Source organism: Brachybacterium sp. UNK5269, assembly GCF_049266655.1.
Lineage (GTDB): Bacteria > Actinomycetota > Actinomycetes > Actinomycetales > Dermabacteraceae > Brachybacterium.
Map to the genome: position 1 here is coordinate 2,591,236 of NZ_CP184883.1, position 23,058 is coordinate 2,614,293.

The following is a 23,058-nucleotide window of genomic DNA, read 5'->3' on the forward strand; positions in this document are numbered from 1 at the left end:
CCTCATCCGATCGACGGCAGTGCCTTCTGCACCCCCGGAACCCGCCGCCCCTGGCGTCGGCGCACATCCCACCGACAGGGCCAAGGATGACGGAGGCACTCGCGCAACCCACACCCATGAATATCCACACGTTCCAACTGTTGCTATGTGTTGTTTCTGGGGTTACCCTGAACCCAGGCGACACGGCGCGCCCCGTCGACCGCCCCGCCCCGCCGTCCGCCCCGCTTCGTCGAAGAAACAGGTGGATCCATGTACGCCAGAGAGCGTCAGCGCCAGATCCTGGACTCCTTGACCGGTTCCGGTCGCGTCGCGGTCGCCGCGCTCGCGGCGCAGTTCGAGGTGACCACGGAGACCATCCGCCGTGACCTCGATCAGCTCGCCGAGCGGGGGCTGCTGGACCGGGTCCACGGGGGTGCGGTTGCCCGCCGGACCACCGCGGTCGAACCGGACCTCGAGTCCCGTCGCATCACCAACATCGAGGCCAAGCGCCGCCTCGCCCTGGCCGCGGCCCGGCTGCTGCCCGCGGATCCGCACGCCGCCGTGCTGCTCGATGCCGGCAGCACCACCGGTGAGCTGCTCCCCCACCTGTCCGGGCGCCGAGGTCCCGTGATCACCAACGCTCCGGCCATCGCGCAGGGCGCGCTCGTCCACACCGACCTGGCCGTCCACGTCCTGCCCGGTCGGGTGCGCCCGGCCACCGAGGCCGCGGTCGGCTCCGCCACCGTCGACGCGATCCGCCTGCTCCACCCCGAGATCGTCTTCCTGGGCTGCAACGGCCTGGGACCCGAGGGCTTCACCACCCCGGACCCCGACGAGGCCGCGGTCAAGTCCGCGATGGCCGCATCGGCGCTGCGCCGGGTGGTGCTCGCCGACTCCTCGAAGTTCGGCGCCACCCACCTGGTGGCCTTCGCGGCCCTCGGCGACGTCGATGCGCTCGTCACGGACATGGAACCTCCCGCCGAGCTGCGGACCCTCCTCGACGAGGCCGGCGTCGAGGTGATCACCGCATGATCGTCACCTTCACCGCGAACCCCTCCCTGGACCGGACGATCGACGTCGGCGGCCCGCTCACCCCGGGCGCCGTGCACCGCATCGGCGCGGACACCACACAGCCCGGCGGCAAGGGCATCAACGTCGCCCTCGGTGTGCACCGCGCGGGCCTGCCCGTCCTCGCCGTGCTCCCCGCCGCCGCGTCGGATCCGCTGCTGGCGCTGCTGACCGCCGAGGGGCTCCCGCACCGCTCCAGCCCGGTCGCCGGCGCGGTGCGCACCAACCTCACCGTGCTCTCGGCACCGCAGGTGACCACCAAGCTCAACGAGCCCGGAGCCCGGCTCACCTCCACGGAGGTCTCCGCACTCGAACAGCTGCTGCTGGAGACCGCTGCGGCCGGCGACACCGTGATGCTCTCCGGCTCCCTGGCCCCCGGACTGCCGACCGACGCGTACGTGCACCTGGTGCGGAAGCTGCGCGCGCACGGCGCACAGGTCGGCGTCGACACCTCCGACGCACCGCTGCTGGCCCTCTCCGCCGCCCTGCCGCACGCCGCCCCGGACTTCCTCAAGCCCAATGCCGAGGAGCTCGGGCAGATCCTGGGCACCGACGGCTCCCTGCTCGAGCAGCAGGCCGCCGACGGGGACCTCGCCGGGGTCCGCGCGGCCGCTTCCGACCTGCATCGCCGCGGCGTGGGCGCGGTGCTGGTGACGCTCGGGGGCGCCGGCGGCCTGCTCGCGACCGAGGGCGCCGTCTGGTACTGCCCCTCCCCGCCCGGACCGGTGGTCTCGACCGTCGGGGCCGGGGACTCCGCCACCGCCGGCTACCTCATCGCCCGGCAGCTCGGGGAGCACCCCGCGGAGCGCCTCGCCCGCGCGCTCGCCTACGGCACGGCCGCCGTCGGCCTGCCCGGCACCACCATCCCCCGTCCCGACCAGGTCCACGTCGACCCCCGCCGCGTCATCCGCCTCTGATCGCCTCCCTCATCCCGCCGCCGCGGGTGAGTCCGTCCGAAGGAGAACCCATGTCCGCTCCGCTCATGACCCCAGAACTGGTCCGTCTCGAGGTCGATCCTCCCGGTGACAAGCACGCCGTGATCGGTCTGATGGCCGATCTGATCGCCGCCACCGGCCGCGCCGACCGCGACGGGCTCGAGGCCGGGATGCTCAAGCGCGAAGAATCCTTCGCCACCGGCATGCCGGGCGGCTTCGCGATCCCCCACTGCCGCACCGAGGCCGTCCACGAGGCCGCGCTGGGATTCCTGCGCCTGGCCGAGCCCGTGGACTTCGGCTCGGCCGACGGTCCCGCCGATCTCGTCATCGGGATCGCCGCTCCCGCCGGCACCGACAATCAGCACCTCCAGCTGCTCGCCCAGCTCTCCCGCGCCCTGATCCGCCCTGAGTTCCTGGCGGAGCTGCGCTCCGCCGCGTCGCCGCAGCAGGTCGCCGATCTCGTGATGGGAGTCCTCGAACCGGCGCCCACGGACGCCGCGCCGGCCACGGCACCGGCGGCCGCCGCCACGGCCGCGGCGAGCGGGGCGTCGCCCGCGTCCTCGGGCGCGGGCGACGCCCCTGGCGCGACCGCGTCGTCGGCGACGACCGGCCCCGGCGACGCGTCGGCCGCCGCGCCCGTCCTGCTGGCCATCACCTCATGCCCCACCGGGATCGCCCACACCTACATGGCGGCCGAGGCGCTCGAGATCGCCGCGAAGGACAAGGGCGTCCAGCTGCACGTGGAGACCCAGGGCTCCGGCGGCATCACGCGCTTCACCGACGCGCAGATCGCCGCGGCGAGCGCGCTGATCGTCGCTGCGGACGTCAACATCTCCGGACGCGAGCGCTTCGCCGGGCTTCCGCTCGTGGAGCATCCCGTCAAGCGGGCCATCTCCCACGGCCCGCAGCTGATCGACGAGGCCGTCGCCGCAGCGACGGACCCCTCCGCCCGCCGGGTGCCCGCCGGCAGCGGTGCCGCGTCGGGCGACGAGGCGAGCTCCGCGAGCCGGCAGTCGTGGCCGCGCCGCATCCAGGGCGCGGTGATGACCGGCGTGTCCTACATGATCCCGTTCGTCGCCGCGGGCGGTCTGCTGATGGCGCTGGGCTTCCTCATCGCCGGCTTCGACGTCGCCTTCGTGGCCCAGGACGTCGCGACCGGCTTCTCCCTCTCCTCGCTGCCCGGCCCGCAGGAGTACGAGGGCCCGGCCGGGGTCCTGCAGACCGAGCGGGCAGGCCTCGCCCTCTACCTCGGAGCCGTGCTGTTCGCCCTCGGCAGCCTGGGGATGAGCTTCCTGGTCGCCGCGCTGTCCGGCTACATCGCCTTCGGCCTCGCCGGCCGTCCCGGCATCGCCCCCGGCTTCATCGGCGGGGCGGTCTCCGTGGCCGTGGGCGCCGGCTTCCTCGGCGGTCTCATCACCGGACTCCTCGCGGGCCTGGTCGCCCTGTGGTTCACCACCTTGACCCCGCCGCGCTGGCTGGCCGGTCTGATGCCCGTGGTGATCATCCCGCTGCTGACCACGCTGGTCGTCGGCGGCCTGATGCTGGTGTTCCTGGGCCGCCCGCTGGCCGCGCTGATGACAGCCCTGCAGGACGGGCTGACGAGCATGTCCGGCTCCTCGGCGATCCTGCTCGGCGTGATCATCGGTCTGATGATGTGCTTCGACCTCGGCGGTCCGGTCAACAAGGCCGCGTACCTCTTCGCAACTGCGGGTCTGTCCCAGGGCACCGAGGCGTCGTTCCAGATCATGGCCGCCGTGATGGCCGCGGGCATGGTGCCGCCGCTGGCGATGGCGCTGTCCACCGTGGTGCGCCGTCGCCTCTACTCCCCGTCGAGCGGGAGAACGGCACCACGGCCTGGCTGCTCGGAGCGGCCTTCATCTCCGAGGGCGCGATCCCCTTCGCCGCCGCCGATCCGCTGCGGGTCATCCCCTCCTCGATGGTCGGCGGCGCCGTCACCGGGGCGCTGGTGATGGCCTTCGGCGTCGGCTCGCAGGCCCCGCACGGCGGGATCTTCGTCGCCTTCGCCATCTCCCCGGTCTGGGGCTTCGTCCTCGCGATCCTCGTGGGCACCGTGGTCGCGGCCGCGCTGGTGACCGCGCTGAAGGAGCTCGGGCATCGCCGCAGCGCCGTGGCCGCCTGAGCCCGTCCTGCGGCGGCGCCCGGCGACCGCTCAGGCGAGGAGCTCGACCTCGGCCAGCCGCAGCGGTCCCTCGGAGGTCAGCACCACCAGGCGGTGATGGGTGCAGGGCCGCGGGGAGGCGATCTCGAAGGGGCGGGTCTGCCGGCGCCAGCGGAAGCGCTGCCCGGCGCGCTCGTCGAGCAGGTCCCAGTGCTGCCCGTCCCTCGATCCCTCGAGCCGCCAGGCGATCGGATCACCGCCGGTCGCCGCCGAGGAGGTCAGCGTGAGGAACCGGGCCTGCAGCGCCTCCCCCAGCTCCGGCAGGTCGATCACCGCGGCCGCCGCGGGGAAGGCGCGCTCGGTGCGGGAATCGTCATCGAGCAGCGGGTCCTCGGGGTCGGCGGCGAAGAGGTCCCGCAGCGGCTGCGGCTGCTCGCCCTCGGCGGTGACCGAGGGCGGCACCTCGCCCCAGTCCCCCGGCTCGGCGGCGAGGCTGAGGTGGAGCTCCCCGCGCAGGTCGGCATGGTCGATCCAGGAGCGGCGGTGCTCACGCCCCTCCACGGTCATCGCGGTGATGCAGGCGTGCCCCGGCGCCTGGCCGTCGGTGGTGACGGTGAAGGCGGGACCGCCGAGGGGCCGCACCGCGGCTCGTTCGAACAGCGGCGCCACCAGGTGGTAGCGGCCGGTGCCGAGCTGCAGGGGGTAGAGCCCCAGCGCCGTCAGCAGCCACCAGGCGCTCATCTCGCCGTTGTCCTCGTCGCCCGGGTACCCCTGCCCGATCTGCTCGCCGACGAACAGGCGCCGATGCACCTCGCGCACGATCCGGGAGGCCTGCTCCGGGGCGCCGACGTGGTGGAAGAGGAAGGGGATGTGGTGGGAGGGCTGGTTGGAGACGCCGAACTGTCCCATCCGCACCGCGCGCGCCTCGACCATCTCGTGGATGACGCGGTCGTAGGTGCCGGGCAGGTCGGCCCGCTCGGGGGTGTCGAAGAACTGCTCGAGCCGGCCCCGCAGCATCTCGCGTCCCCCGTAGAGGGAGGCCAGGCCCTCGCCGTCGTGCGGGACGTGGAAGGCGAAGTTCCAGCCGTCGGTCTCGGTGAAGTCCCCGCCCCACACCAGCGGGTCGAACTGCTCGGGGCTCTGCGCGAAGTCGCCGTCGGCCCGCCGGCCCTGGAAGAACTCGATCGCAGCATCGAACAGCAGCGGGTAGTTCAGGGAACGGGCCCGCAGGTAGTGGGCCTCCTCGCGCAGCTGTGCCGCGTACCGGGCCTCTCCCTCCTGCTCGCTGCGCTCGGCGAGCAGCTCGGCCTGGGCGGCCAGCCCGAAGTCGTTGATGTGGGCCTCGAGCGTCCAGGAGACGGACTCCTCGGTGTCGGTGTCCACGTAGCCGGTGAACACGGCCCGCTGGTTGCCCTTGCGACCGACCTCGGTCAGCGGCGGGGCGACGGTGGCGTTCTTCAGGCCGGCCTCGTAGGCGCCGTGCGGGTCGGGCAGCGCCACGCCCTTGACCTGGGCGTCGGCGAAGGCGATGTCGCTGCTGGTGCCCGTCATGCAGTCGGCGTAGCCGGGTGAGGACCAGCGGGCGATCCAGCCGCCCTCGCGGAACTGCTGCACGAAGCCGTCGGCGAGCCGGGCCGCGAGGTCGGGGTACAGCAGCGCGTAGGCGGGCCAGGCGGTGCGGTAGGTGTCCCAGAACCCGTGGTTGACGTAGAGCTCCCCGGGCAGCACCTGCGCGTTGGTGCGGGTGTCGTTGGCCTGGCCCTTGACCGGGCGCACCGGGCTGGCGTGCACCGGCATCGGCCGGTCCTGGCTGCCCCCGTTCTCCCAGTGGGAGGAGGGGTAGAGGTTCAGCCGGTAGAGGTTGCCGTACAGGGTGCGCCGCTGCGCGGGGGTGGCGGTCGGCACCTCGATCACGGCCAGGCGCTCGGACCAGGCGGCGTGGGCCGCCTCCCGGACCTGCTCGAGGCTGCGTCCGGCGAGCTCCTGGCCGAAGGTGCGCCGGCACTGCTCGAGGCCGAGGTAGCTGGTGGCCAGGCGCACCCTCACCGTCCCGGTGCCCGGCGCGAAGGTCAGCACGCTGCCGGTGGAGCCGCCCCGGGCGGCTGCGACGGCGACCGGGGCGGGGTGCACCTCAGCCAGCACGTACATCCGGGTCGCCCCGTCGGCGCGGGCGTACCCCTGTTCGAGCGGGGCGTCCACCCAGCCGTGCAGGCGGCCGTCGAACACGGCACCGGCCGCGTCCAGCCGCGAGTGCTCGTCGATGCCCTCGACCAGCAGATGCCGGGGCTCCGTCCCGGCGGGGTACTCGATCTCGCTGATCGCGCCGTGGTCGGTGGGGGCCAGGCGCAGGGTGATGCCGCCGTCGAGGGCGACCTCGTACAGGTCCGGTCTCGCCGTCTCCGCGGCGTGGTCGAAGCCGCGGGAGCGGGCCACCGGGTCCGCGTCCGGCTCGGGGCCCAGCAGCGGCATCATGAGCAGCTGATGGCGGTCGCCCATCCACGGACTGGGCTGATGGGAGAGGGCCATCCCCTGCAGGCGCGGTCGGTTGTCCGCGCCGTTGGCGCGGTGGTACTCGTACACCCAGCGCCGGGTGCGGGCATCGGTGGCGGGGGTGAAGGCGGCGAAGCCGTTCGGCAGCGCGGTCAGCGGCAGCGTGTTGCCGCGGGAGAAGTCCTCGGAGGCGTGGGTCCCGCGCCGGGTGTCGACCCAGGCCACCGGGTCGTCCGCGGGCGGCTCCGGGGGAGCGGGCCGAGGTGGGGGCCGTCGATCCAGCCGTGCAGGGCCGCGGGCTCGGCGGCGTCGGCATCGGGAGCGTCCAGCAGGTCGTCCTCGGGCCGGTCCGGGACGTCGACGGCGAGCAGCACCTCGCCGACGGTGCGCCCGACGACCTGCTCCAGGGAGACCTGCACGTCGTTCCACTGGTCCGCGTACAGGATCCTCCCCTCGCCGAGCCCGCGGGCGGTGGCGAGGGTGCCGTACTGGTCGCGGGGCTCGAACTCGGAGAGCCTCGTGCCGTCCTCGAACACGAGGTCCACGGCGACATGGGTGGCGCCCCAGGTGTGGTCGGCGTCCAGGACCGGGTGCACGAACCAGCGCAGCACGTCCCCGGGCCGCACGACGCGCCCCCGCAGCTGCGGGTCCCCCTCCGCGGTGGGCAGCGGCGCCGCCTCGCTCTGCCCGGCCTCCAGCTCGTAGCGCAGGGCCGACGGGGCGAGGAAGCCCGCCCCGTCCTTGCTGGTCGGGAAGCCGACGGGGCCCTGGTCTGCGGTGACGATCATGCGCGTCAGCGTATCGACTCCCGCGGCCCGCTCGCGCGCGCTGCTCAGCGCGGCCCGGGGGCGTCAGGTCCGGGTGGGGCGCCCGCGCCGTCCCGGGTGCGTTCGCGCCGGGAGTACGGGATACTTCGGCGCAACCACCGCCCGCTGCTCGGGGAGATGACATGGTCCAGCCGCACGCACCGCAGGGTGCCCCGCGACCGGCCGCGCCCGGCCGGTCCCGCCGGCCGCTGTGGCACTGGCTGCTGCTCGCCGGGGTCGGGGCCCTGGGCCTGCTGGTGGTCGGGGTCCTCGGGATCGTCATCGCCTTCCAGCTGCTGACCCGCGGCGATCCGCAGTCCACCCTCGAGGACTTCTACGTCTCCCTGGAGAGCGCGGACTGCGAGCTGTTCATGGACTCCACCACCGAGGAGTACCGGGCGGCGACCGGGCTGACCTCCTGCCCGGTCTTCGAGGAGACGCTGGGCGGCGTCTCCTCCGTCGACTACCGGGTCGAGGACCGCATCAACCGGCAGGGCTACGCCATCTTCGAGGTGACCGAGACCTACGTCGACGACGGCGAGGAAGTGGAGGTGCAGCTGCGCTACTTCGTGCGGCGCATCGACGGCCAGTGGGACCTCGACGGCATCGAGCTGGTCGAGCCCGGCGGGCAGCCGATCACCTGAGCGCGGCGGCGACCGGGTGCCGGTGGCGACGGCAGCGGGCCTGGTAGGACTCGGCGCCGCCGACCTGCGCGGCGGTCGCGCGGAGCGCCTCGGAGTCGTCGGCGATCAGCCGCACGTGGAAGGCGGCCTCGGCGCCGCAGACGGTGCACACCGCGGTCAGCTTCATGACCTCTTCGGCCACGGCCATCAGTGTGGGCAGCGGCTCGAAGGGTCCGCCCTCGTAGGTGACGCAGAGCCCGGCCACCTCGACCTGGATCCCCGCCTCGAGCAGACGCGCGATCACCGGCACGATCGGCGGGCCGAAGAACTGCGCCTCGTCGATGGCGAGGATGTCCGGCCGCGGGTCCGCGAGCAGGTCGAGCAGGTCGTCGGCGACGGAGAGCATGCGCGCCGGGGTGGAGCGGCCGACGTGGGTGTGGAGGCGGTCCGCGCCGCCGCGGTCGTCCAACCGGTGCCCGACCACCTCGACCTGCAGCCCGGCCAGGCGGGCCCGGTGCACCCGCCGCAGCAGCTCCTCGGTCTTGCCGGCGAACATCGGACCCGCGATCACGTGCAGTCGTCCTGCCTCCATGGGGCGCATACCGCCAGCGTACGCGCGCAGGTCCCGCGCTAGAGTGCCGCGATGAGCAGTCGGCGCCCCTCCCCCCTGGCCGGTCGTCGGCCCACCAAGGACGATCTGGCGGCCTTCGCCGGTCCGGAGCCGGAGGCGATGGACGACCTGCTGCCCGCTCCCGAGCGCGGCGAGCAGCTGCGGCTGCTCATCGTGGGCATCAATCCCGGGCTCTGGACCGCCGCGGTCAACGCCCCCTTCGCCCGTCCCGGGAACCGCTTCTGGCCCTCCCTGCACCGCGCCGGGCTGACCGCGCGCCTGGTCGATGCCTCCCGCGGCCTGGACCCCGAGGACGAGCATGATCTGCGCACCCGCGGCATCGGCATCACGAACCTGGTGGGCCGGGCCACCGCCCGGGCCGACGAGCTTCGACGGGAGGAGCTGCGCGCCGGCGGCGCGGCACTGGTGGCCCGCCTGCCGCGGCTGCGGCCGCGCTGCGTGGCGATCTCCGGGATCACCGCCTTCCGCACCGCGTTCTCCCTCCCGAAGGCGCGACTCGGGCTGCAGGACCCGGCGCTGGTGCCGGGCTGGCCCGCGGAGGTGACGCTGTGGGTGGTGCCGCAGCCGAGCGGGCTCAACGCGCACGCGACCGTCGCCTCGCTCGCCGAGGACTGGCGCGAGGTGGCCCGCAGCGCAGGTGTCCGGTACGGGAACGAGGACTGACGCCCGCCCGACGGCAGGACGACGGATGGTCGACGGATGGTCGACGGTGCGCCCCCGAGATGCCCGGTCAGCGCCGCGTGACCTAGAGTGCGCGGCAGAGTTCCGGACCGGCCGCCCCGCCCGGGGGCGCGACGACCCGGAGTTTTCGACGAGCAGAAGGAGCCAGCGGTGAGCCGCAGCAGTGATCGTCCCGACCACCCCGATGACCACCAGCGGTTCTCCCTGAACGAGGACTGGCTGGCGACCCTGGTGGGTCTGGCGATCTTCACCGCCTGCATGGTCGGGCTCCTCACCCCGGAGCTGATCCCGTGAGCGCCACCGAGGGTGCGACCGAGGGCGCCGCGCGCGCCGGCGAGGCCGAGGTCGAGCAGGGCGCCCCCGTCCCGGCCCCGGCGCCCGCCTCCCCGCTGTGGACGGTCGCCGGGCTGGTCGTCGTGTTCGGCCTGGCGGCCCTGGTCGGCGTCCTCACCGACGCCGTGCCGGCGGCCACCGAGGGCACCGGCTTCGGGCGCGTCGCGAAGTCGATCGAGTACCCCGTCTATGCGATCGCGCTCGGCTTCGCCGGCAACGCGGTCCTCTCGCTGACCGGGGTGCGGCAGAGGATGGCCGCCGCCTTCCGCACCGAGTTCTTCATCAAGATCGGCCTGGTGCTGCTGGGCGCCACCATCAACTTCGCGGTGGTGGCCCGCGCGGCGGGGCCCGCGGTGCTGCAGGCGGTGCTGCTGATCACCATCGTCTTCCTGTTCACGTGGTGGTTCGCCGGGCTGCTCGGGCTGGACGACAAGCTGCGCGCCCTGCTCGCCTCCGCCCTGTCGATCTGCGGGTTCTCCGCGGCCGTGGCCGCCGCCGGCGCCGTGGAGGCGAAGAAGGAGCAGCTGGCCTATACCGCCACCCTGGTGATCGTCTTCGCCGTCCCCTCGATCTTCCTGCTGCCGTGGCTGGCGGACCTGATGGGGCTGTCCCCGGCGGTGACGGGCGCCTGGATCGGCGGCAACATCGACACCACCGCCGCGGTCACCGCCGCCGGCGCGGTCGCCGGGGAGCAGCCGCTGCAGATCGCCTCGATCGTCAAGGTGACCCAGAACGCGCTGCTCGGCGTGGTCGCGGTGCTGCTGACCCTGTACTTCGCGGTCAAGGTCGCCCCGGCCGGGGACCCCGCGGGGAAGGCGCCGCGGTTCGGCGACCGCCGCTCCCTGCTGATGCTCTGGGAGCGGTTCCCGAAGTTCGTGCTCGGCTTCCTGCTCGCCTCGGTCGTCGCCACCGTGCTGGCCGAGTCGCTGCCGGCCGCGGTGCTCGAGCCGCGACTGGACGCCGCCAAGGAGATCCAGGTCTGGGCGCTCACGCTGGCCTTCGTCTCGATCGGCCTGGAGTTCAACGCCCGCAGCATCAAGGAGTCCGGCTGGAAGCCGATCCTCGTCTTCGCCGTCGCCACCGTGGTGAACCTGGTGGTGGGGCTGGCTCTGGCCTCGGTGCTGTTCCGCGACTTCAGCTTCTGAGGGGCGGGCTGCCGGCCCGCTTCTCGCCGGTGGACCAGAAGTACAGCAGGTCGGCGCCGTTCAGGAGCCGGTCGCCGATCGCCCGCTCCTGATAGATCACGGGGTTGTGCGAGGCGAGGGTGCGGGCATTGCGCCAGTGGCGGTCCAGTCCGCGCCCCCGGGAGGTCGCCGAGGCGCCCCCGACCTCGAACAGCTCCGTCGTCACTGCCAGGACGTCCGCGACCGCGGTGATCTGGGCCTGGACGGTGCGCAGCTCGGCCGCGTCGGTGAGCCTCTCGTGCTCCTCCTCGCCGAGCGCCGCCTGGGCGGCGGCGAGGGCGCGCGCCGCCGCGAGCACCGCATCCTGCGCGGAGGCCACCTTCGCGGAGAGCCGTCCGATGACCTGCTGGACCAGCGGGTCGCTCGCGGCGGTCGCACCGCTGCCCTGGGAGTAGACGCGGGTGCGGCTGCGCACGAAACCGATGCCGTCCCGGAGGGCGGCGCGCCCGGTCCCCACGAGGGAGGCCAGCAGCACGAGCTGCAGGAAGGCGGTCTGCGTGGTCGCGGCGCCGTCACCGCGGCCCTCGAGCAGCCGCACCCGGTCGGCGGGGACGTGCACGTCGGTGAAGAGGGTCGAGCCGCTGCCGGTGAGGGTCTGGCCGAAGCCGTCCCAGTCATCGCGCAGCTCGACCCCCGGATCGTGCACGCCCACCGTGACCCGGGCGCGCCGGCCGTCGGGGGTGCGGGCCGAGACGTTGATCCAGTCCGCGAAGATCGACCCCGTCGAGTAGTGCTTCTCCCCGGAGAGGCGGTAGTCGGGGCCGTCCGGGGTCACGACGGTGGCCAGGTCACCGACGGTGGCCGTGCTGCGCTCATGGCTCGCGTTGCCGAGGACGGCGCCCGCGGCGATCCGGGCGAACCAGTCGTCGGGCTCCCCCTCCTCCGCCCGGATCAGGAAGTCGTTGACGAAGGCGAAGTGGGCGCGCAGCAGCTGCGGCAGGTTGGAGTCCGCCTCGCCGAGATCGATGAGCAGGCGGACGAGGGTCTCGACGTCGGCGCCGCCGCCGCCGTGACAGGTGGGCACCGTGACGGCGGTGAAGCCCGCCGCGGCGAGCGCGCGCACCTCCGCGTGCGGCAGGCACCGCTCCCGGTCGCGGTCGGCGGCTCCCTCCGCGATCTGCGCGAGGACGGGGGCGAAGCGCTCCCGCAGCCGGGGGTAGTGGGCGTATCCGGTGTCGGGGGCCAGGGCGGTGTCGGTCATGCGATCTCCTCGAGGGCGGGGCGGGGCAGGGCTGCGATCAGCTGCCGGGTGTAGTCGTGCTGCGGGGTGAAGAACACGTCGTCGGCGGTGCCGGATTCGACGATGCGGCCACCCTGCATCACCAGGACGCGGTCGCTGACGTGGTGGATGACGCCGAGGTCATGGGAGATGAAAAGATGCGCCGTGCCGAGCGCCTGCTGCAGGTCGGCCAGCAGGTCGAGCACCTGCGCCTGGATCGAGACGTCCAGGGCCGAGACGGGCTCGTCGAGCACCAGCACCTCGGGGTCGGTGGCGAGGGCCCGGGCGATGGCCACGCGCTGGCGCTGACCGCCGGAGAGGGACAGCGGGGCGCGCGCGGCGAGGTCCGCGCCGAGTCCGACGGAGGCGAGCAGCTCGGCGACTCGGCGGATCCGCTCGGGGCGGGTCAGGTCCGCTCCGAGCGCATCGGCGATGGTCCGGCCGACGTCCCAGCGGGGGTCGAAGGAGCCGAGCGGATCCTGGTGCACGACGGCGATCCTCCGTCGGCGCCGACGGCGGCGCCGCTCCGGGAGCTCGGACCAGGGCTCGCCGTCCAGGAGCACCCGTCCGCTGCTGGGGGCGGTCAGCGCCAGGGACATCCACGCGGTGGTGGACTTGCCGGAGCCCGACTCCCCCACGATGCCCAGCGTCTCGCCCGGATGGAGCTCGAAGGAGACGTCGTCGACCACGGTGCGCTCGCGCCCGTCGGGGCCGCGGTATCGCTTGGAGACGTGCTCCAGGGTCAGCACGGGTCCGGTCGGCGCCGCTCGCCGCCGGGGCGCCGCCGGGATCTGCGGGGGCGGTGCGTCGGAGAGCCGGGTCCCCCGCGAGTGCGCCGACGGCACGGCGGAGAGCAGCCGCTTGGTGTACGGGTGCTGGGGGCGCCTGAGGACCTCGCGGGTGGGGCCCTGCTCGACCACCCGGCCCTCCTTCATCACCAGCACCTGGTCGGCCATCCGCTCCACCACTGCCAGATCATGGCTGATCAGGATGATGCCGCGGCCGGCGGCGAGGCTGTGCTCGAGCAGGGCCAGGATCTGGGCCTGCACGGTGACGTCGAGCGCGGTGGTCGGCTCGTCGGCGATGAGGATCTCCGGGTCCAGGGCGAGGGCCGCCGCGATCAGGGCGCGCTGGCGCAGACCGCCGGACAGCTCACCGGGCAGCTGCCGCGCGCGCAGCTCGGGCTCGGGGACCCCAGCGGCCGCGAGCAGCTCGAGCACCCGCGCCGGCCGCTGGGCGCGCGGCAGGCCGTGCACCCGCAGCGGCTCCGCGATCTCGGCGCCGACGGTGCGCAGCGGGTCGAGGGAGACCAGGGCGTCCTGCAGGACGTAGCCGATCCGGCTGCCGCGCAGGGCGCGGAACTGGTCCTCGCCGAAGGACAGCAGATCGCCGCCGGCCTCGAGCGTGCTCGCCCGGACGGTGGCCCGCTCCCCGTTCAGACCCAGCAGGGCGCGGGCGGTCACGGATTTGCCCGATCCGGATTCCCCGACGATGCCGAGGCAGCTGCCGGCGCGCAGAGTGAAGGAGACGTCGTGCACGACCGGCTCGCCGTCGAAGGCCACCGAGAGGTTCTGGGCGGTGATCAGTGTGGTCATCGTGCGGCTCCTGCATCGGTCGAGCGCTGGAGGTGGCGGCCGATCACCGTGAGCGAGAGGGTGAACAGGACGATCGTGATGCCGGGGAAGAAGTCCATCCACCAGGCCGTCTGGAGATAGTTCCGCCCCGCGTTGAGCATCGCTCCCCATTCGGCGGCGGGGGGTTGGACCCCCATGCCGAGGAATCCGAGCGCCGCCGCCCAGACGATCGCCTGGCCGATGCCCAGGGTGACCAGGACCGTCAGGGGCCGGAAGGCGTTCGGCAGGAGGGTGCGCAGCAGGATCCGCAGGGGCGGGTGGCCGAGGGCGCGGGCGGCCTCGACGTACAGCGAGGTCTTCACCGACAGCACCTGACCGCGCACCATGCGGGCGTATCCGGGCATCGCCGCCACGGCCACCGCGACCATCTGGGTCGTGGCGCTGTTGCCGTAGACGGCGATGAGGATCAGGGCGAGCAGGATGCCGGGGAAGGCGTACAGCACCTCGATGACGCGGGTGACGCCCGCGTCGGCCCACCGGCCGCCGAGGCCGCCCAGCAGTCCCAGGGCGAGCGCGCCGGCCAGTCCGATCGCGGTGGCGCCCGCGCCGATCGCCAACGAGCGGCCGGCACCGTGGATGACGCGGCTGAACACGTCGCGCCCGGACTGGTCGGTCCCGAAGAGATGCTCGGCGCTGGGTGCTCGGAAGCTCTCCGAGAGGCTGATCTCCAGCGGGTCCTGGGGGGCGATCAGGGCGGGGAACAGCGCGGCGAGGACCACCAGCGAGACGGTCGCCCCGGCGAGGAGGACGCCGAGGCGGCGCCGCGGGGCGCGAGGGGCGGTGCGGCGCGCCGGGGGTGGGCTCGTCGCGTCGGTGAGGGGATCGGCGGTGGGGGCCAGGGTCGTCATGAGGCATGTCCGATCGTGTGGCGCAGACGCGGGTCGAGGGTCACGTAGGCGAGGTCGGTGAGGAGGTTGGCGAGCACGTAGACGAGGGCGACCATGAAGGTGACCCCGATGACCAGGGGGAGGTCCTGGGAGGTCACGGCCGAGACCAGGACCTGGCCGATGCCCTGGCGGGAGAAGATGACCTCCACGACGACCGCGCCCGAGATCAGGGAGCCCAGCCCCCACCCCGACAGGGCGACGCCCGGCAGAGCCGCATGGCGCAGCACGTGCCGCCATCGCACGTCGCCGAGGCGGGCGCCCCGGGAGCGGGCGGAGAGCACGAAGGGCTGGCGCAGCGCCGCGTCGAACTCGTCGCGGGTGACCTGGGCGAGGAATCCGCCCAGGGGGATCCCGAGGGTCAGCGCAGGCAGGATCATGCCCAGCGGGCCGTCGTCCACGACCGGCAGCCACTGCAGGGTGACGGCGAAGACCACCAGCAGCACGACGCCGAGCCAGAAGTGCGGCAGCGCCGCGCAGACCACCTCGATGCCCGAGCCGAGCCGGCCCAGGAACCCGGACCGCCCGGCGGTGCCCAGGGTCAGGGCCAGCGCGAGCGTCCAGGCGATCGCCAGGGCCGCCGCGGTCAGCTGCAGGGTCGGGACGACCTGTGCGCCGATGATCGCGACCACCGACTCCTTCATCGTGTAGGACTCCCCGAGGTCGAGCTGCACGAGCCCGCCCAGGAAGGCCACGTACTGCAGCAGCAGCGGCTGGTCGAAGCCGTACTGCTCGCGCACGGCCGCCACCGCCTCCTCCGGCGGGTTCGCGGAGGCGCCGCCGAGGATGGCCAGGGCCGGATCGCCCGGGGTCAGGTGCTGGAGGAAGAACACGATGGTGGCGACCGTCCACAGCAGCAGGAGGGCCGAGCCCAGCTGCGCGGCGAGGCGGAGGGCGAGCGCCCGCAGGCGCCGAGGTCGGCCGGGCGGGAGGGGATCGGTCCCCGGCGCGGGCGCCGGGTCGGGGACGACCTCCGGCGCGGTCTCCCGCAGTGCAGTCGTGGACATCTCAGATCCCTTCGCGGAGCAGATAGGCGTCGTGGAGGACGGGTTCGCCCTCGCTCGGCTCGATCCAGATGCCCTCGACCAGATCCGAGCGGATCGCGAGGCGGGTCTGGATCGGGTACAGCGGGATGTGCCAGGCCTCGGAGGTGACGATCTCCTGGGCGCTCGAGTACAGGGCGGCCTGCTCCTGCGCGTCGGTGGTCGCCGCCGCCTCCAGCAGGAGCTCGTCGAGCTCCTCGTTCGACGCCAGCGAGACGTTCTGCCCGTTCCCGAGCTCGAGCGTCTCCTGGGAGTACTTGATGTACATGACGTTGGGGGTGGGGCTGTTCCAGTAACGGCCCTGGATGTCGTACTGGGCCGGGTCCCTCTTGACGGCGGTCATGGTCGCGGCGTCCGAGGGGAGGAGCTCGATCTTCACGCCGACGCGCTTCTGCATCGCCTGGAAGTTCTGGAAGATGGTCAGATCCGCCGGGGGCGTCTCCCCGGGGTCGGAGTTGAAGGGCAGCCGCAGCTCGAGGGTCCGGCCGTCCTTCGTGCGGTACCCCTCCTCGTCGCGGCCGGTCCACCCCGCCGCGTCCAGCAGGGCGCCAGCCTTCTCCTCGTCGTAGGCATAGGGCTGATGGAAGGCGCTGTCGTACGCCGGCGTCCCGGAGGAGATCGAGTTGCCCTCGTAGGGGAAGACGCCCGCGTACGCGCTGCGGACGATCCCCTCGGCGTCGGCGGCGTGCGCCAGGGCGCGCCGCACGCGGACGTCGGAGAGCGCGGGGCTGGTGGTGTTCAGGTCCAACGAGAACGGGACTCCCGCATGCACGAAGTCGTCGGTGGTGATCTTCTGATCGGCCTGCGCCGCCGGCACCGATTCGGGCGGCAGGTTGAAGATCGCGTGCACCCGGCCCGACTGCAGCGCACCGAAGCGCGCGGTGTTGTCCTTCAGGAAGCGCCAGGTGAGCTTCTCGACGTAGGCGGGCCCCTGGTGCTCCGCGTCGGCCGGCGCCGAGTTGTAGTTCTCGTTGCGGACCATCACGACCTCGCGGTTGCGCTTCCATTCCTGCACGATGAACGGCCCGGTCCCGACCGGCGAGAGGCAGTTCTCCTCGAGCCCGCGGGCCATCGCCCGCGGGGACTCCATGCCGAAGAAGGCCTGCGAGAGGACGGTCAGCAGCGGCGAGTAGGGCCGCTTGAGCTGCACCCGCACCACGTGCTCGGAGACCGCCTCGGCGGAGTCGAAGTAGGGAGTGAGGTAGAGCAGGGCGGTCGAGGACTGGGTCGCCGGATCCATGATCTGCTCGAAATTGGCGACCACCGCCTCGGCATCGAAGGGCTCCCCGTCCGTGAACTCGACGTCGTCCTTCAGGGTGAAGTCGTAGGCGAGCCCGTCGGCCGAGATCTCCCAGGACTGCGCGAGCCAGGGCACGACCGTGCCGTCCTCCTGCATGGAGACCAGCGAGTCGAGGTACTGGCGCGCGATGTAGGTCTGCGGCATGTCCCCGCTGTTGTGCGGGTCCAGGCAGGTTGGCTCGCGGTCGGTGGCGTAGACGAGCTCGCCGCCGTACCTGGTGCCGGCCTGCAGGTGCGAGGAGGGGTCGCCGGCGCCGCAGGAGGCGAGCACCGCGGTGGCGGCGGCGACGGCGAGGCCGGCGGTGAGGGGTCTGTGGCGCACAGCGTGCTCCTGGGTCGCGACGGAGGGGACGCCACGAACCTAGGCCGAACTTATGGGCGACCAAAGCTCGATGAATGACTGAGTCGGGTCGGTGAACGGCGCGACCAGCGACGTCACCAGGGTTCACACCGGGTGCGCGCGCCCGCCGCGACCGCGCAGAGTGTGCCTGCACGCCCCGCCCCCCCCAGGAGGACCCATGCCCGTCAAGCCCTTGATCCTGAACCTGTTCGAGATGAACTGCGTCGGCCACATCACCCACGGCCTCTGGCGGCTGCCGGACAACCACCGCCACCGGTACACGGACCTCTCCTACTGGACCGAGCTCGCGCGGATCGCCGAGGACGGCGGGTTCACCGCGATCTTCCTCGCCGACGTGGTGGGCGCCTACGACGTGTACGGCGACTCGGCGGACGCCGCCCTGCGCGAGGGACTGCAGATCCCCAACAACGACCCCATGCTGGTGGTGCCCGCGATGGCGGCGGTCACCGAGCGGCTCGGCTTCGGCATCACGTTCTCCACCAGCTACGAACCGCCGTTCGCCTTCGCCCGGCGCATGTCCACGCTCGATCACCTCACCGATGGCCGGGTGGGCTGGAACATCGTCACCTCCTACCTCCCCAATGCGGCGCGGAACTTCGGGCTCGCGGAGGAGATCGACCACGACCGCCGGTACGAGATCGCCGACGAGTACCTCGAGGTGCTCTACAAGCTCTGGGAGGGCTCCTGGGACGAGGGCGCCGTGATCCGGGACGCCGAGGGTGGCGTGTACACCGATCCGAGCAAGGTGCATCGCATCGACCACGAGGGTCCGAACTTCCGCGTGGCCGGCCCCCACCTGTCCGAGCCCTCCGCCCAGCGCACCCCGACCCTGTTCCTGGCCACGGCCTCCCCCGCCGGCGCCGCGCGGGCGGGGCAGCATGCCGAGGTCGTCTTCACCCACGGCCCGCTGCTGGAGCGGACCGTCCCCGCCGTGCGCGCGGCCGCCGCGGAGGCGGGCAGGGACCCGCTGGACCCGAAGTTCGTGGTGCAGGCTGCGGTGATCACCGGACGCACCCAGGAGGAGGTCGACGCGAAGCTCGCGCAGTACCACGAGCACCGCTCCACCGAGGGGATGCTCGTGCACCAGTCGGTGCCGATCCGGGCCCTCGAGCATCCGCGGGAGCGGACCATCGCCGAGGCGCTCGAGATCGAGGGTCTCCCGGCCGACACCCCCGTCGGCCGCAAGGGTGCCCACGAGACGATCGGCGACCTGCTGGATGCGGTCGACGAGGCCTGGCAGGACCGGTTCTTCGTCGCCGGGACTCCCGAGGTGGTGGCCGACGCGATCGAGCACTGGCTCGACGTCGACGGCATCGACGGCATCAACCTGCGCCAGTACCACTCCTTCGACACCGTGCGGGACTTCGCCGAGCTGGTCTCGCCGCTCCTGCGGGAGCGGGGCCGGCTCCCCGAGCAGGGCGGCACGCTGCGCTCTCGCCTGAGCGGCCGTGACCGGCTGCCCGACGAGCATCCGGCGGCCCGCTTCCGCGGCGCCTTCGAGAGGGTGGGGGTCTGAGGGCCCCGCGGAGACCGCCTCGATCGAGATGGTCGGCCGCTTGTGCGGCGGGGCCGTGAGCCACTAGGTTGGTTAGGCAATCCTAAGCGGTGCGTCGAGGCGCCACGACGGACGTTCGCCGCGGGCCCGCCCTGCCTCGACGCACGACCGCCTGACGTCCGCCCGCCAGGATCGCACCCTCCTGCCCGGGCCCTTCGCTGCCCGGACCTGCGCCGTCCCGCGGCTTCCCGAAAGGTCTCCCATGGCTTCGCTCTCCCGTCGTGCCGTCACCGGCTCCGCCATCGCCCTCGCCGCCCTGCTCGCGGGGTGCGCCGCCGCGGAGGACACGGCCGGCGGCGGGACGGCCGCCTCCGACACCGGCGGCGGCGGGACCGGCGGCGAGGCCACCCTCGAGCACGCCTTCGGCACCACCACCATCCCTGCCTCGCCGCAGGTCATCACCACCGTCGCCTGGGCCAACCACGAGGTGCCGCTGGCCCTCGGCGTGGTCCCGGCCGGCATGGCGGCGGCGAACTTCGGCGACGACGACGCCGACGGGCTGCTGCCCTGGGTCGCCGCGAAGCTCGAGGAGCTCGGCGCCGAGACGCCGGTGCTGTTCGACGAGTCGGACGGCATCGACTTCGAGGGCGTCGCCGACACCGCCCCGGACGTGATCCTCGCGGCCTACTCGGGCCTGACCCAGGAGGACTACGACACGCTCACCGAGATCGCCCCCACCATCCCGTTCCCCGAGGTCGCCTGGGGCACCTCCTGGCGCGACATGATCACCGCCAACGCCACCGGAATGGGCATGGCCGCCGAGGGCGAGCAGCTGATCGCCGAGCTCGAGGGGCAGATCGAGGAGGCTGTCGCCGCGCATCCGGCGCTCGCCGGGAAGAACGCCATGTTCCTGACCCACGTGGACACCACGGACCTCTCCCAGGTGAGCTTCTACACCTCCCACGACACCCGCACCATGTTCTTCGAGGACCTCGGCATGAGGATCGCTCCCAGCGTGGTCGCGGCCTCCGCGGAGACCCCGGAGTTCTCGGCCACGGTCAGCGCCGAGCAGGCCGACGCCTTCGGCGACGTCGAGATCATCGTGACCTACGGCGACCAGTCCCTGGTCGACGCCCTCAAGGCCGATCCGCTGCTCTCCCAGATGCCCGCCGTCCTCCACGATGCGGTGGTGGCGCTGCCGAGCGACAGCCCGCTGGGCACCGCCGCGAACCCCACCCCCGCTGGCGATCTCCTACATCCTCGAGGACTACCTCACCGAGCTCGAGCGCGCGGCCACGGCCACCGCCTGAGCCCCTCCCGGAACCCGCGGATGACCCCGACCCTCACGAGCACCCCCGGGACGACCGCCGCCACCCTGCGGCGATCGTCCCGGCGGCGCGCCCTGTGGCTGCTGGTGGCCCTGCTGGTGCTGGCGGCGCTGTCGGTGCTGTCGGTCACGATCGGCTCGCGGTCCGTCGGCGGCGGAGACATCCTGGCCGCCCTCGGCGGCTCGGCGGAGGGGTTCGGCCCCGCCGCGGTCGCCAAGCGCATCCCCCGCACCCTGCTCGCGGTGATCGCCGGGGCGGCCCTGGGGATCTCCGGCGCGGTCATGCAGGGCGTGACCCGCAACCCGCTGGCCGACCCCGGGATCCTCGGCATCAACACCGGCGCCTCCCCTCGCGGTGGTCATCGGGATCGCCCACTTCGGCCTCACCGCCGCCTCGTCCTACATCTGGGTCGCGATCGCGGGCGCCGCGGCCACTGCGGCGCTGGTGTACGCGCTGGGATCGCTCGGTCAGGGCGGGGCCGGCCCGCTCAAGCTCGCGCTCGCGGGCGCGGCCACCGGCGCGGCGCTGACCTCCTTCATCAGCGCCGTCGTGCTGCCCCCGCTCCGACATCGGCGACAGCGTGCGCTCCTGGCAGATCGGCGGGGTGGGCGGCGGCACCTTCGACTCCCTGCAGCAGGTCGCGCCCTTCCTGCTGGCCGGGTTCGCGCTCTCGATGCTGTGCGCGCGAGGCCTGAACACCCTCGCCCTCGGCGACGAGCCGGCCGCCGGGCTCGGCGAGCGCGTCGTCCTGACCCGCGCCCTCGCCGCTGCCGGCGCGGTGGTGCTGTGCGGGGCGGTCACCGCCGTGACCGGGCCGATCGGCTTCGTCGGCCTGGTGGTCCCCCACGCCTGCCGCCTGCTGATCGGGGCGGACCATCGCTGGCTGCTGCCGTTCAGCGCCGTGGTGGGCGCCGCCCTGCTGACCGCGGCCGACGTGCTGGGCCGCATCGTCGCGCGGCCCGCCGAGCTCGACGTCGGGATCGTCACCGCCCTGATCGGCGCCCCGTTCTTCATCGCCATCGTGCGCCGACGGAAGCTGACGAGCCTGTGAGCGCCCCCGCGACCACGCGCACCGGCGCGGCGCACGCTCCGGCCGCGGCCCCCACCGCCCGACGGGTGGCCCTCGCCCGGCGCGCGCGGCGGCGCCGGGCCGCCCTGGCCGTCGCCGCCCTGGCCCTCGCGATCCTGATCGTGTTCAGCCTGTCCCTGATGCTGGGCCGCACCGTCTATCCGCCGGGAGAGGTACTGCGGGTGATCGCCGGCCAGGACGTGCCGGGGGCGTCCTTCACGGTCGGTCGGCTGCGCCTTCCCCGGGCGGTGCTGGGCGTGCTCGCCGGCGCCTGCTTCGGACTGGGCGGCGTCGCCTTCCAGACCCTGCTGCGCAATCCGCTCGCCAGCCCCGACATCATCGGGATCTCCTCCGGCGCGAGCGCCGCCGCAGCCTTCGGGATCGTGGTGCTCGGCCTGTCCGGCCCGGCGGTCTCCCTGCTCGCCGTCCTCGCCGGTCTCGGCGTCGCGGCGCTGATCCACCTGCTGTCCTACCGCGGCGGCGCGGCGGGCACACGGCTGATCCTGGTGGGCATCGGGATCGCGGCGATGCTGCACAGCCTCACCGACTGGGTGCTCACCCAGGCCGGGCAGTGGGACCTGCAGGAGGTGCTGCGCTGGCTCACCGGCAGCCTGAACAACAGCTCCTGGTCGCAGGTGCTGCCGGTGCTCGCCGCGCTGCTGGTGCTGGCTCCGCTGCTGCTGTCGCGCTCTCGGGACCTGCGCGCCACGCAGCTCGGGGACGACGCGGCCCAGGCGCTCGGGGTGCGGGTCGGGCGCACCCGGGCGATCATCATCGTGACCGCGGTGGGCCTGATCGCCTTCGCCACCGCCGCCTGCGGACCGATCGCCTTCGTGGCGTTCCTGTCCGGACCCATCGCGGTGCGGATCATCGGCCCCGGCGCCTCGCCGCTGCTGCCGGCCGCGCTGGTCGGGGCGCTGCTGGTGCTGGTCGCGGACCTGGTGGGTCAGTACGCCACCGGCACCCGCTACCCCGTGGGCGTGGTGACCGGGGTGCTGGGCGCCCCCTACCTGCTCTACCTCATCGTCCGCGCCCACCGCGCAGGGAGCTCCTCATGACCACCGACCATCTGCTGCTCGCCCGCGACCTCACCCTCGGCTACGGCGAGCGCACCGTCATCGAGCATCTGGACCTCGCACTGCTGCCCGGGAAGGTGACCGCGATCGTCGGCGCGAACGCCTCGGGGAAATCGACCCTGCTGCGCTCGATGTCCCGTCTGCTCACCCCGCGCGCCGGCCAGGTGCTGCTGGACGGGGAGCAGGTGCATCGGATGCCCGCCAAGCAACTGGCCCGGCTGCTGGGCCTGCTCCCCCAGGCCCCGATCACCCCCGAGGGGATCACGGTGGCCGATCTGGTCGGCCGCGGACGCCATCCGCACCAGGGCCTGTTCTCCCGCTGGTCCACCGCCGACGACGAGGCGGTGGGCGCGGCCCTGGACGCCACCCGCACTGCGGAGCTCGCCGAGCGACCGGTCGACGAGCTCTCGGGCGGGCAGCGCCAGCGGGTGTGGATCGCGATGGCCCTGGCCCAGGGCACCGATCTGCTGCTGCTGGACGAGCCCACCACGTTCCTCGACGTGAGCCATCAGGTGGAGGTCCTCGACCTGCTGACGGACCTGAACCGGGCCCGCGGCATCACGATCGTGATGGTGCTGCACGATCTGAACCTCGCCGCCCGGTACTGCGATCAGCTGGTGATGATCGCCGACGGCACCGTGCACGCCAGCGGCTCCCCCGCCGAGGTGCTCACCGAGGACCATGTGCGCGAGGTGTTCGGCCTCGCCAACCGGATCATCCTCGACCCGGTCTCGGGAACCCCGCTCATGCTCCCGATCGGTCGCCATCACGGCGGCGCGCAGAGCGCGCCCGCCTGAGCCC

At 73.3% G+C, this 23,058-nt stretch carries 17 protein-coding genes and 3 pseudogenes; 12 read left to right on the top strand and 8 right to left on the bottom strand.

Annotated features, from left to right (window positions below; genetic code table 11):
* The first annotated feature begins 249 nt into the window (after window positions 1–249).
* From ACOJUI_RS12110 to ACOJUI_RS12120, 3 genes and pseudogenes are all read left to right on the top strand, one after another.
* The gene (locus ACOJUI_RS12110; protein WP_422115206.1) at window positions 250–1,011 is read left to right on the top strand and encodes a DeoR/GlpR family DNA-binding transcription regulator; all 762 of its coding nucleotides are present in this window, start codon (window positions 250–252) and stop codon (window positions 1,009–1,011) included.
* Window positions 1,008–1,964 carry a 1-phosphofructokinase family hexose kinase gene (locus tag ACOJUI_RS12115; protein WP_422115207.1) on the top strand — a complete coding sequence of 319 codons (957 nt, stop codon included), beginning with the start codon at window positions 1,008–1,010 and terminating at the stop codon, window positions 1,962–1,964. Before ACOJUI_RS12110 ends, ACOJUI_RS12115 begins: the two co-directional genes overlap by 4 nt.
* Before the next feature lie 50 nt (window positions 1,965–2,014).
* A pseudogene (locus tag ACOJUI_RS12120) lies at window positions 2,015–4,122 on the top strand (PTS fructose transporter subunit IIABC).
* 30 nt (window positions 4,123–4,152) lie between these two features.
* On the opposite strand, the gene ACOJUI_RS12125 reads toward ACOJUI_RS12120, so the two are convergent.
* Window positions 4,153–6,816 carry a GH92 family glycosyl hydrolase gene (locus ACOJUI_RS12125; protein WP_422115208.1) on the bottom strand — a complete coding sequence of 888 codons (2,664 nt, stop codon included), beginning with the start codon at window positions 6,814–6,816 and terminating at the stop codon, window positions 4,153–4,155.
* Entirely contained in the window at window positions 6,744–7,379 is a 636-nt protein-coding gene (locus ACOJUI_RS12130; protein WP_422115209.1) for a hypothetical protein, read from the bottom strand. The genes ACOJUI_RS12125 and ACOJUI_RS12130 overlap by 73 nt, the downstream gene beginning before the upstream one ends.
* Window positions 7,380–7,540: 161 nt before the next feature.
* Here ACOJUI_RS12130 and ACOJUI_RS12135 point away from each other — a divergent pair, with 161 nt between their 5' ends.
* Window positions 7,541–8,041: a hypothetical protein gene (locus ACOJUI_RS12135; protein WP_422115210.1), complete on the top strand. Its 501-nt coding sequence runs from the start codon at window positions 7,541–7,543 to the stop codon at window positions 8,039–8,041.
* Here the strand turns inward: ACOJUI_RS12135 and ACOJUI_RS12140 are convergent.
* Window positions 8,034–8,621 carry a thymidine kinase gene (locus tag ACOJUI_RS12140; protein WP_422115211.1) on the bottom strand — a complete coding sequence of 196 codons (588 nt, stop codon included), beginning with the start codon at window positions 8,619–8,621 and terminating at the stop codon, window positions 8,034–8,036. The genes ACOJUI_RS12135 and ACOJUI_RS12140 overlap by 8 nt on opposite strands.
* Before the next feature lie 42 nt (window positions 8,622–8,663).
* Between ACOJUI_RS12140 and ACOJUI_RS12145 the strand changes: the two genes are divergently transcribed.
* The 3 genes from ACOJUI_RS12145 (at window position 8,664) to ACOJUI_RS12155 (ending at window position 10,810) form a co-directional block, all read left to right on the top strand.
* Entirely contained in the window at window positions 8,664–9,314 is a 651-nt protein-coding gene (locus ACOJUI_RS12145) for a mismatch-specific DNA-glycosylase (protein WP_422115212.1), read from the top strand.
* 168 nt (window positions 9,315–9,482) lie between these two features.
* On the top strand, window positions 9,483–9,626 hold the full coding sequence (locus ACOJUI_RS12150; RefSeq protein ID WP_422115213.1) for a hypothetical protein: 144 nt from the start codon (window positions 9,483–9,485) through the stop codon (window positions 9,624–9,626).
* A complete protein-coding gene (locus ACOJUI_RS12155; RefSeq protein ID WP_422115214.1) occupies window positions 9,623–10,810 on the top strand; it encodes a YeiH family protein in 1,188 nt (395 codons plus the stop codon). Before ACOJUI_RS12150 ends, ACOJUI_RS12155 begins: the two co-directional genes overlap by 4 nt.
* Here the strand turns inward: ACOJUI_RS12155 and ACOJUI_RS12160 are convergent.
* The 5 genes from ACOJUI_RS12160 to ACOJUI_RS12180 are packed head-to-tail and all read right to left on the bottom strand — an operon-like array spanning window position 10,800 to window position 17,250.
* Window positions 10,800–12,050 carry an acyl-CoA dehydrogenase family protein gene (locus tag ACOJUI_RS12160; protein ID WP_422115215.1) on the bottom strand — a complete coding sequence of 417 codons (1,251 nt, stop codon included), beginning with the start codon at window positions 12,048–12,050 and terminating at the stop codon, window positions 10,800–10,802. The genes ACOJUI_RS12155 and ACOJUI_RS12160 overlap by 11 nt on opposite strands.
* Window positions 12,047–13,663, bottom strand: a complete 1,617-nt coding sequence (locus ACOJUI_RS12165) for a dipeptide ABC transporter ATP-binding protein (protein WP_422115216.1) — start codon at window positions 13,661–13,663, stop codon at window positions 12,047–12,049. Before ACOJUI_RS12165 ends, ACOJUI_RS12160 begins: the two co-directional genes overlap by 4 nt.
* The gene (locus tag ACOJUI_RS12170) at window positions 13,660–14,550 is read right to left on the bottom strand and encodes an ABC transporter permease (protein ID WP_422115217.1); all 891 of its coding nucleotides are present in this window, start codon (window positions 14,548–14,550) and stop codon (window positions 13,660–13,662) included. Before ACOJUI_RS12170 ends, ACOJUI_RS12165 begins: the two co-directional genes overlap by 4 nt.
* Window positions 14,547–15,593 carry an ABC transporter permease gene (locus tag ACOJUI_RS12175; protein ID WP_422115218.1) on the bottom strand — a complete coding sequence of 349 codons (1,047 nt, stop codon included), beginning with the start codon at window positions 15,591–15,593 and terminating at the stop codon, window positions 14,547–14,549. The genes ACOJUI_RS12170 and ACOJUI_RS12175 overlap by 4 nt, the downstream gene beginning before the upstream one ends.
* A gap of 1 nt (window position 15,594) precedes the next feature.
* Complete coding sequence (locus tag ACOJUI_RS12180; RefSeq protein WP_422115219.1) at window positions 15,595–17,250, bottom strand: ABC transporter substrate-binding protein; 1,656 nt, start codon at window positions 17,248–17,250, stop codon at window positions 15,595–15,597.
* Window positions 17,251–17,446: 196 nt separating this feature from the next.
* Here ACOJUI_RS12180 and ACOJUI_RS12185 point away from each other — a divergent pair, with 196 nt between their 5' ends.
* The 5 genes and pseudogenes from ACOJUI_RS12185 to ACOJUI_RS12205 all read left to right on the top strand — a co-directional run bounded on the left by ACOJUI_RS12185 (window position 17,447) and on the right by ACOJUI_RS12205 (window position 23,054).
* Complete coding sequence (locus ACOJUI_RS12185; protein WP_422115220.1) at window positions 17,447–18,805, top strand: NtaA/DmoA family FMN-dependent monooxygenase; 1,359 nt, start codon at window positions 17,447–17,449, stop codon at window positions 18,803–18,805.
* A 499-nt stretch (window positions 18,806–19,304) separates the two neighbouring features.
* Window positions 19,305–19,931 (top strand): annotated as a pseudogene (locus tag ACOJUI_RS12190) (ABC transporter substrate-binding protein); the annotation flags it as partial.
* Window positions 19,932–20,114: 183 nt separating this feature from the next.
* Window positions 20,115–21,163 (top strand): annotated as a pseudogene (locus tag ACOJUI_RS12195) (FecCD family ABC transporter permease).
* On the top strand, window positions 21,160–22,239 hold the full coding sequence (locus ACOJUI_RS12200; protein ID WP_422115221.1) for a FecCD family ABC transporter permease: 1,080 nt from the start codon (window positions 21,160–21,162) through the stop codon (window positions 22,237–22,239). Before ACOJUI_RS12195 ends, ACOJUI_RS12200 begins: the two are co-directional and overlap by 4 nt.
* Complete coding sequence (locus ACOJUI_RS12205) at window positions 22,236–23,054, top strand: ABC transporter ATP-binding protein (protein ID WP_422115222.1); 819 nt, start codon at window positions 22,236–22,238, stop codon at window positions 23,052–23,054. The genes ACOJUI_RS12200 and ACOJUI_RS12205 overlap by 4 nt, the downstream gene beginning before the upstream one ends.
* The last annotated feature ends 4 nt before the right edge of the window (window positions 23,055–23,058 follow it).